Origin of the sequence: Mesorhizobium sp. M7A.F.Ca.US.006.04.2.1 (genome assembly GCF_004022915.1) — a bacterium.
GTDB lineage: Bacteria > Pseudomonadota > Alphaproteobacteria > Rhizobiales > Rhizobiaceae > Mesorhizobium > Mesorhizobium ciceri.
This window is the reverse complement of the sequence record NZ_RZQA01000206.1, coordinates 1-8,109: the sequence shown is the minus strand read 5'-3', so window position 1 is coordinate 8,109 and position 8,109 is coordinate 1. Positions and strand designations below refer to the sequence as shown.

11 protein-coding genes and 2 pseudogenes are annotated in these 8,109 nt (G+C 63.2%); 7 read left to right on the top strand and 6 right to left on the bottom strand.

The window, feature by feature from the left end:
* Positions 1-160, bottom strand: a 160-nt coding sequence (locus EN925_RS13520) for a DUF1330 domain-containing protein (protein ID WP_128336611.1), incomplete at its 3' end; no start/stop codon positions are given.
* A 176-nt stretch (positions 161-336) separates the two neighbouring features.
* Between EN925_RS13520 and EN925_RS13515 the strand changes: the two genes are divergently transcribed.
* Positions 337-1,029 carry a helix-turn-helix domain-containing protein gene (locus EN925_RS13515; protein ID WP_024501641.1) on the top strand — a complete coding sequence of 231 codons (693 nt, stop codon included), beginning with the start codon at positions 337-339 and terminating at the stop codon, positions 1,027-1,029.
* A gap of 15 nt (positions 1,030-1,044) precedes the next feature.
* Here the strand turns inward: EN925_RS13515 and EN925_RS13510 are convergent, their stop codons facing one another.
* Positions 1,045-1,443: a type II toxin-antitoxin system HigA family antitoxin gene (locus tag EN925_RS13510; RefSeq protein ID WP_128336609.1), complete on the bottom strand. Its 399-nt coding sequence runs from the start codon at positions 1,441-1,443 to the stop codon at positions 1,045-1,047.
* Positions 1,443-1,737 (bottom strand): annotated as a pseudogene (locus EN925_RS13505) (type II toxin-antitoxin system HigB family toxin). Before EN925_RS13505 ends, EN925_RS13510 begins: the two are co-directional and overlap by 1 nt.
* Before the next feature lie 130 nt (positions 1,738-1,867).
* Here EN925_RS13505 and ada point away from each other — a divergent pair.
* The 4 genes from ada (at position 1,868) to EN925_RS13480 (ending at position 4,820) form a co-directional block, all read left to right on the top strand.
* Positions 1,868-2,980: a bifunctional DNA-binding transcriptional regulator/O6-methylguanine-DNA methyltransferase Ada gene (ada, locus tag EN925_RS13500; protein WP_164766125.1), complete on the top strand. Its 1,113-nt coding sequence runs from the start codon at positions 1,868-1,870 to the stop codon at positions 2,978-2,980.
* A 12-nt stretch (positions 2,981-2,992) separates the two neighbouring features.
* A complete protein-coding gene (locus tag EN925_RS13495) occupies positions 2,993-3,220 on the top strand; it encodes a hypothetical protein (protein WP_127367766.1) in 228 nt (75 codons plus the stop codon).
* 305 nt (positions 3,221-3,525) lie between these two features.
* Positions 3,526-4,080, top strand: coding sequence for a methylated-DNA--[protein]-cysteine S-methyltransferase (locus tag EN925_RS13485; RefSeq protein ID WP_127368857.1), 555 nt, complete (start codon positions 3,526-3,528; stop codon positions 4,078-4,080).
* Entirely contained in the window at positions 4,077-4,820 is a 744-nt protein-coding gene (locus tag EN925_RS13480; protein WP_127368858.1) for a 2OG-Fe(II) oxygenase, read from the top strand. The genes EN925_RS13485 and EN925_RS13480 overlap by 4 nt, the downstream gene beginning before the upstream one ends.
* Before the next feature lie 24 nt (positions 4,821-4,844).
* On the opposite strand, the gene EN925_RS13475 is transcribed toward EN925_RS13480, so the two are convergent.
* Both EN925_RS13475 and EN925_RS41635 read right to left on the bottom strand, forming a co-directional pair.
* The gene (locus tag EN925_RS13475; RefSeq protein WP_348630327.1) at positions 4,845-5,243 is read right to left on the bottom strand and encodes a dihydrofolate reductase family protein; all 399 of its coding nucleotides are present in this window, start codon (positions 5,241-5,243) and stop codon (positions 4,845-4,847) included.
* Positions 5,244-5,278: 35 nt separating this feature from the next.
* Positions 5,279-5,416: pseudogene (locus tag EN925_RS41635) on the bottom strand (deaminase); the annotation flags it as partial.
* 130 nt (positions 5,417-5,546) lie between these two features.
* On the opposite strand from EN925_RS41635, the gene EN925_RS13470 reads away from it, so the two are divergent.
* Both EN925_RS13470 and dinB read left to right on the top strand, forming a co-directional pair.
* Positions 5,547-5,963 (top strand): helix-turn-helix domain-containing protein, encoded by a 417-nt coding sequence (locus EN925_RS13470; protein ID WP_013530730.1) that lies wholly within the window; start codon positions 5,547-5,549, stop codon positions 5,961-5,963.
* 121 nt (positions 5,964-6,084) lie between these two features.
* The gene (gene dinB / locus EN925_RS13465) at positions 6,085-7,332 is read left to right on the top strand and encodes a DNA polymerase IV (RefSeq protein ID WP_127385660.1); all 1,248 of its coding nucleotides are present in this window, start codon (positions 6,085-6,087) and stop codon (positions 7,330-7,332) included.
* 9 nt (positions 7,333-7,341) lie between these two features.
* On the opposite strand, the gene EN925_RS13460 is transcribed toward dinB, so the two are convergent.
* Positions 7,342-8,109: cupin domain-containing protein (locus tag EN925_RS13460; protein WP_128336607.1), on the bottom strand; the 768-nt coding region annotated here is incomplete at its 5' end.

Genomic DNA, 8,109 nt, shown 5'->3' with positions numbered 1-8,109 from the left:
GCGTGGTATCGAGCGGCTTGCCTTCAAGCGTTTTCACATTGCCGCTGCGCGACAGATATCTGCCGCCATGCTTGTGGACGAGATCGTGCACCGAGGCGGCGTAAGCCGGCACCCACTGCGGGTCGTTTATCTTGATGTCTGCGATAACGTAGGCGGTCATGGTGGTCTCCTGGTTGCGGTGCACAGGCGTATCCCGTGCAACCGGCCAAAAGGCTCGCATGGCAGGACCCTCGCCAACCAGTCCGCGATCTGTACCGGGGCAGTACAGTTTCCGTACTGGCCGCTTCATTCATGAAGGCCTAATATTCGGTCAGGTTTGAGGGAGAGGCACCAATCATGAGCCAGCACGGATACAAACAATTCTGCCCGCTATCGATGGCCGCTGAGGTGCTGTGCACCCGCTGGACCATGGTGCTGATGCGTGAACTGGTGGCCGGCTCGACCCGCTTCAACGATCTTCGCCGCGGCGTCCCCAAAATGTCGCCGACCCTTCTGTCGCAACGGCTGAAGGAACTTGAGATCGCCGGGATCGTCGAGCGCAAGGAAGTGCCGGGCGAAAAAGGCATCTTCGAATATCGGCTGACGGAAGCCGGCCGGGATTTGCGTCCTGTCGTCGAGGCAATGGGCTTCTGGGGGCAGAAATGGGTCGAGTCCCGGCTGTCGCTGAAGAACCTCGATCCGTCGTTGCTGATGTGGGACATGCGGCGCAATCTAAACCCCTCGCCGCTGCCTGAAGGGCGCACGGTGATACAATTCCTGTATCAGGATCTCCCGGCGTCCAAACGGTCGTGGTGGCTGATCGTCGAGAAGCACGGTGAGGTCGATCTGTGCTGGTACGATCCGGGCTTCGATGTCGATCTCTACGTCTCGACCGACCTGCACACGATGACGGCGATCTGGATGGGAGTGCTGACCGTCGAGAAGGCCGGCGCCAGGGTTGCCCTGACCGGCGACCAGGCCATCGGCAGGAAGATGCAGACCTGGCTCGGCCTCAGCCCATTCGCGGTGGAACCCAAGCGCGCGGCTTAGGAGAATCGGTGCATGTTAGGCGCGCCTGCGGCCCCTGTCATTTGCAAGGTGATAGGGTTGCACGAGGACTTCGGCGGGAATTTTCCATTCCTTGTTCAGTTTGAAGACCATATCCAGGGTGAGTGCGCGCTTTTTGTTCAACACCTCGGTCGCCCGGGGTGATGATCCGATCACCTCGGCCAGCGCCTTCCGCGACAGGTTGAACAGTTCCATGTGCGAATGAATGGCTTCAACGGGATCCGGTGCTTCAATCGGGTAGTGCTTATCCTCATAAGCCTCGATCAGGGTTGCGAGAACGTCGAACCGGTCACCATCGAGAGAGCCGACCTCCGGCTCATTTTCGAAATATTTAGCGATTTCGGCGATCGCCCAATCGTAATCGGCGACGGTCTTAATGGGTCGAATGTTTTCCATCACACCTTCTCCGGATCAATCTTGTCATACTCTTTGTGCGTGCCGACGAATTTGATCAGAACGCGGTGAAACTTGTAGGCGACGTGGACAATCAAACGATACTTGTTGCCGCTAATGTCGAAAATGATGCGATTGTCACCGACGAAATCAACTGTCGCTCCAAACGCATCCTTGACGTCAGCCGGGGTCTTCCAATCAGCATTCCCGACAGCCACATACCAAGCCGTCAAAGGAGCTTCGGCCTGATTGTGTTTTGCCCAAATCCTTCAGCGCCTTCTTGGCAATTATCTGCATGACCTGATATAGCAAATTCCCAAATTGGGAACAAGAGGATTTTCCCAAATTGGGAAAGGCAAGTGAGGTTCTCCAGGCACTTGTCAGGAAACGGGTGGCGGGGCCGGCTTGTGGTGGCTTCAATGCGGTCATGTTCATCACCCTGGCCAAGAATCTGAAGTCCGCGCCGCTGCAAATCACCGACGATCCGCGCTGGGCGCGCATCGTCGCGCGCGACAAATCCGCCGACGGCGCATTCTGGTATTCGGTGGCGACGACGGGCGTCTATTGCCGGCCTTCCTGTCCGTCTCGGCGCGCCAATCCGAAAAATGTGCAGTTGCACGACACGCTGGACCAGGCCAGGGCGACCGGTTTTCGCCCGTGCCGGCGCTGCGATCCACATGGCCCGTCGCTCGAGGCCGGCAACGCGGCGATGGTCGCCGCTGCCTGCCGCAGGATCGAGCAGAGCGAGGAAGAACCCTCGCTGGCTGAATTGGCGGATGCCGCCGGCCGCAGCGCCGGTTATTTCCACCGCATCTTCAAGGCCGTCACCGGGCTGACGCCGAAGGATTTTGCCGCCGCGCACCGTGCCGCCAGGGTCCGCCAGGGCCTGGAAGACGGCGCCAGCGTGACGACGGCGATTTACGATGCCGGTTTCAACTCAAGCGGACGTTTTTACGAGAAATCCACTGGCATGCTCGGCATGACGCCGACGCGCTATCGCGCCGGTGGCGCCGACGAAGAGATCCGCTTCGCCGTTGGCGAGACCTCGCTCGGCACCATCCTGGTCGCGTCCAGCCAGAAGGGCGTCGCCTCGATCCTGCTCGGAGACGATCCCGACGCGCTGGTGCGCGACCTGCAGGATCGTTTCCCCAGGGCACGGCTGATCGGTGGCGACCGCGACTACGAGGCGCTGGTCGCCCGCGTCGTCGGTTTCGTCGAGGCTCCGGCGCTCGGCCTCGACCTGCCGCTCGACGTCCGCGGCACGGCGTTCCAGCAGCGCGTCTGGCAGGCCTTGCGCGCCATCCCCGCCGGCCAAACGGTTTCCTATGCGGAGATCGCGCATCGCATCGGCGCACCTAAGGCGACCCGCGCCATCGCCGCCGCCTGCGCCGCCAACAATCTTGCCGTCGCCATTCCCTGCCACCGCGTCATCCGCAAGGACGGCGCACTTTCCGGCTACGCCTGGGGCGCGGAGCGCAAGCGCGCGCTGCTCGACCGCGAGGCAGCGTCCGACAATGCCAACCGGTCGGTGCGGGCCTGACGAGGACCGGCAATGCGCGCGATGGCAAGGTCTCCCACCACCGATGCGAACATCCAGACCCAAGCTGCCGGCAGCCGCCGCGCCCCTGACGCGAAATCACGGGTGATGACCGCCATCGGCCAGATGGTCGATGATGGCAAAGCCGAATGGAGCCGCACCGCAACCGGCGAGGTTGAGTTGCGCCTGTCATCAGGCGAAGTGTTCGTGCTGGGCGAAATTTCCGTCACCCGTGTCGCATGACGTCCTCAGGCGAAGTGCCAATGATCCAAATCAGCGCTCTACGGCGCCCCCTCTGTCCTGCCGGACATCTCCCCCACTTGTGGGGAGATTGGCTGTCATCGCGACCTTCTCCAATCTCCAACGTTTCAGGACGAGAGCCGGCGCAGGAACTGCCAATCTCCCTCCTTGTGGGGAGATGTCCGGCAGGACAGAGGGGGGCGCCGTAGAGCACCTGCCTTGGGGATTCGAATTTGAAAGCAAGCACCGGAGTGAGACACGGCTGGTAGGTGGCTAGGGTTCAGGCACAGACAAAAGGAGTGAAGGCAATGAACCTCGTACAAACCAATATTCCGGCGACAGTCACCAAGCTCGCCGCCCTCGATATCATAACCTACGCCATCGGCGAATCCGCGATCGGTAAAATCCTGGCGGCACGCAGCCAGATCGGCGTCTGCGCCATCCTGATCGGCTCGGACGCCGACGCGCTGGAGCGGGATCTTGGCCATCGCTTCCCGGGCAAGCTACTGGTCGAAGACCGGGCCACCTTGCGCGACGATCTCGCGGCAATCGCGCGCTTCGTCGAAATACCTGGCGTCGGTCTCGACCTGCCGCTCGACCTGCGCCGCGGCACGCCATTCCAGCAGCGCGTGTGGGAGGCGCTCCGAGGCATCCCGTGCGGCGCCACCATCACCTACGCCGCGCTGGCCCAGCGCCTCGGCCAGCCGGACGGCGCCCGTGCCGTGGCGACGGCCTGTGCGGCCAACGCGATTGCGCTGGGCATTCCCTGCCACCGTGTTGTCCGCGCCGACGGCACGCTGTCGGGCTACCGCTGGGGCCTCGAGCGCAAGCGCGCTCTGATCGACAAGGAGGCTACGATATGAATGCCCATGCTAGGGTTGCCGCATCGGCGGTTGAAGCTGCTCAGACGCGTGTCGCCGGTTACGACTGGCCCGCCCTTGCAGCCGAACTCGACGGTTTCGGCTGCGCGGTGATTGAAAAGCTGCTGTCGCCCGAAGAATGCCGGGAGATCGCCGGCCTCTATCCCAAAGAAGAGCATTTCCGCAGCCACATCCATATGGCCAGGCACGGCTTCGGCAAGGGTGAGTACCGCTATTTCCGCTATCCCTTGCCCGACCTTCTGGGCGGCCTGCGCAGCGCGCTCTATCCCAGGCTGGCCGAGGTCGCCAATCGGTGGAACGAGCGGATGGGGCAGGCCATGCGTTATCCCGCGACGCATGCCGCGTTTCTCGATCAGTGTCATGCCGCCGGCCAGACGCGGCCGACGCCGCTGCTGCTGCAATATGTGCCTGGCGACTTCAACTGCCTGCACCAGGATCTCTATGGCGACCTCGCTTTCCCGCTGCAGGTGGCGATCCTGCTCTCCGAACCGGGCCAGGATTTCACCGGCGGTGAGTTCGCGCTGACCGAGCAGCGGCCGCGCATGCAGAGCCGGGTCGAGGTGGTGCCGCTGCGCCAGGGCGACGCCGTTGTCTTTGCCGTCCACAACCGGCCGGTGCAGGGCACCAAAGGCAATTACCGCGTCAACCTGCGTCATGGCGTCAGCCGGCTGCGCTCAGGCATGCGCCACACGGTCGGGATTATTTTTCACGATGCGAAGTGAGCAGGGAGAAGATGGAGGTCCCCCTCACCCCGCCGGTGCATAGCGACTGACCACCATGCCACAGTCATAGGTCTTCGAGCCGAGCAGCCGCAGGTTTCTAAAACCGCCCTGATCAAAAATCCGGCGGCCCGCACCCAGCACCGCCGGGTTGATGAAAAGCTGAAACTCGTCGACCAGCCCGGCCGCAATCAGCGCCGACGCGAAACCGGCGCCGCCGAACACGGCCATGTCGCCGCCCTCGCCCGCTTTCAGCGCATTGACTTCGCGCGGCAGGTCGCCGCTGGCCACGCTCGTGCGCTCCCAGGCCGGCTCCCCGGCCGATTGCTTGAGCTTATCACTGAGCACCACCTTGCGGGCGTCGACGATGCGTTGCGCAAAGGCGTAGAACGGATCGTGCGGAAACTTCTTGGCGGCATTGCCCAATGGGTGAGATAGCCCTCCTGCGCCATCTTGCGGCTGAGCAGGATGGTATCGACGCCTGTGAAGACAGCGTTGAAGTCCTGCTTCAGCTCATCGTCCCAAGCGCTCTCGTCACCCCACTCCCAGAGCTGCCAGGAATGGTCCTCGGTGGCGCCGACAAAGCCGTCGACCGACATCTGCATCTGCAGGACCAGCTTTTTCACCGTCATTCTCCTCACGGCTATCGCAAAACAGTTTACATTTGGAACTGTTGACGCAAGGCCAAAACGATGTCAATAGTAAAGTGATTTAGAAATGGAACCATAGATGGCGACGCGCGAAAAATCCGACTGCCCGATCAACCTGTCGCTCGAACTCATCGGCGACCGCTGGACGCTGCTCATCATCCGCGACATGGTCTTCGCCGGGAAAAAGCACTTTCGCGAATTCCTGCAATCCGACGAAGGCATCTCCTCGCGCACGCTGGCCGAGCGACTGCAAACGCTTCAGGACGAAGGCATCCTCACCAGAAGCGACGACCCGACGCATGGCTTGAGAACGGTCTACCGGCTGACCGAAGCAGGCATCGACCTATTGCCGGTGCTGGCGACGCTCGGCGCCTGGGGCAGCAGGCACCGCAAGGCCGACGAGAGATTGGCCAGGATTACCGACCAGTTGGCGGCAGGCGGCGAAGCAGCGCTGGAAAAGATGAAAGCGGCGCTGCGAACGGAGCATAGTGTCTAGGCGGTTGCGTTCAAGCCGAACCGGCATGGCTGTTGCCGCACCCAATCGCTCTTCGCTTGACAACCATCCATCTTTGTTCTTTATTTGTTCTATTCTATCAGCAACTGCGGATGTGCGGTCGATGGAAACGACAGCCACCATCCTGCATGCCGATCTCGACGCTTTCTACGCCTCTGTCGAGCAGTTGCTCGATCCGTCGCTGCGCGGCAAGCCGATCGCGGTGGGCGGCGGCGTCGTGCTCGCCGCTTCCTATGAGGCGCGCGCCTTCGGCGTGCGTGGCGGCATGCCGGGGCGCAGGGCGCGCGAACTCTGCCCGCATTTGATCTTCGTCGGCGGCAATTTCAGCCATTACCAGCGGCTGGGCGATGCGGCGATCAAGGTGCTCGACGATTTTACGCCTGTAGTCGAGCGCATTTCCATCGACGAGGCGTTTGCCGACGTCGCCGGCTGCACGCATCTGTTCGGCTCGCCGCAGGAGATCGCGACAACCATCCGCCGCCGCGTGCGGGCCGAACTCGGCCTGCCGATCTCGATCGGCGTGGCGCGCACCAAGCATCTGGCCAAGATCGCCTCGCAGGTCGCCAAACCCGACGGGCTGGTGGTCGTCGAACCCGGCACGGAACTCGCCTTCCTGCATGATCTGCCGGTCGGACTGATGTGGGGCGTCGGCCCGGCGACCAGGGCGCGGCTGGCCGAGATCGGCGTCGAGACCATCGGTCAACTGGCCAGGACGCATCGCGGCGCGCTGACGCGCCTGCTCGGTCCCGCCGCCGGCGAAAAGCTCGCCGCCCTGTCCTGGAACCGCGACCCGCGAAAGCTGGAGACGAAGCGCCGCGCGCATTCGGCCGGCGCCCAATCGGCGCTTGGCCAGAAGCCGGCTGTGGCACGGGTCATCGTGCCGACACTGCTGCATCTGGCCGACCGCGTCGCCAGTCGGCTGCGCGCCAAGGCAAGGCCCGGCCGCACGGTGACGGTACGCGTGCGCTTTGCCGATCTCAGAGCCGTCACCCGCTCGATCACGCTTGACCAGCCGATCTCGGCGACCGCGATGCTGGCCGAGATCGCCGGCGATCTGGTGCGCGGCCTGCTTGCCGACAATCCACAGGAGAAAACGATCTCGCTGCTGGCGATCTCGGTCTCGCATCTTGAGGAAAGCTTCGAGTTACAGCTCGACCTGCCGCTTGGCCTCGCCGACGAGAGGCGCCGGCCCGGCACGAAGAAGGGCCTAGCACGCTTCGACGCCGACCGCGCCATCGACAAGATCCGCGAGCGTTTCGGCAAACAGGCGGTCGGCTACGGCACGGTGGCGCTGGAGGCGGCGCGCTCGGTTCCCGACGAATTCAGGGAGTTGGCGGAGAAGGAGCTGTGAAGCCGGGGGCTACTCCATCTCTTCGCCGTCCCAGTACCGCCTCACCGCTCCCATGTCGAAAATGCCGTCGCGCCGGCGCAAGGCGTCGACCGCCATCTTGTTGGAATCTGGATAGACGCAGACCTCGTTGGGATTTTTCTCGCCGATCATCAGGTAACGGCACGGCCCCGTGCCGCTGTTGAGGAAGGAATGCCCGACCGCCAGGCCGGCTGGAAAGCAGACATAATCGCCGGTTTTCATTTCGTGGCGCTCCTCGCCAAGCAGCAGCGTCACCTCCCCTTCCAGGATCAGCGCATGCTCCTCTTCGAGCATGTGATAGTGCCGGGGCGCCAAGCGCATGCCGGGCGCCGGCGCTTCGATCAGCATGCCGACATGATAGTCGGAGCGTCCCAGCGCGGCATAAGTCAGGTGCCTGGACCGGCCGCCGAACCGCGGACCTTCGCCCTCGACCTTCCATTCGACAGCATCGCTGGCGATCGGCGGGATCGGCGCGGCTGGGGGTTTGGTGACACCGGCCGTCACATCCGACGGCAGCGGATCGCCGGCGGTAAGGCCGGTGTTCTCGCCGTCCCAGTAGCTTCGGTTTGCAGCGAGATCGAAGATCGCGCGGCGGCCCAGGGCGCGTACCAGCACCTTGTTGGAGGCGGTGTAGACGACCACTTCATTCGGGTTGCGCTCGCCGACGATGACATAGCGGCACAGTGCGTCGCTGGTATTGATCAGGCAATGCCCCGCCGCGGCACCGGCGGGAAAGCAGATGTAGTCGCCGGCCTTCAT

Excerpts from the sequence above, each read along its gene's own strand:
- EN925_RS13515 (WP_024501641.1), top strand. The coding sequence starts at position 337 with ATGAGCCAGCACGGATACAAACAATTCTGCCCGCTATCGATGGCCGCT.
- EN925_RS13510 (WP_128336609.1), bottom strand. The coding sequence starts at position 1,443 with ATGGAAAACATTCGACCCATTAAGACCGTCGCCGATTACGATTGGGCG.
- ada (WP_164766125.1), top strand. The coding sequence starts at position 1,868 with ATGTTCATCACCCTGGCCAAGAATCTGAAGTCCGCGCCGCTGCAAATC.
- EN925_RS13495 (WP_127367766.1), top strand. The coding sequence starts at position 2,993 with ATGCGCGCGATGGCAAGGTCTCCCACCACCGATGCGAACATCCAGACC.
- EN925_RS13485 (WP_127368857.1), top strand. The coding sequence starts at position 3,526 with ATGAACCTCGTACAAACCAATATTCCGGCGACAGTCACCAAGCTCGCC.
- EN925_RS13480 (WP_127368858.1), top strand. The coding sequence starts at position 4,077 with ATGAATGCCCATGCTAGGGTTGCCGCATCGGCGGTTGAAGCTGCTCAG.
- EN925_RS13470 (WP_013530730.1), top strand. The coding sequence starts at position 5,547 with ATGGCGACGCGCGAAAAATCCGACTGCCCGATCAACCTGTCGCTCGAA.
- dinB (WP_127385660.1), top strand. The coding sequence starts at position 6,085 with ATGGAAACGACAGCCACCATCCTGCATGCCGATCTCGACGCTTTCTAC.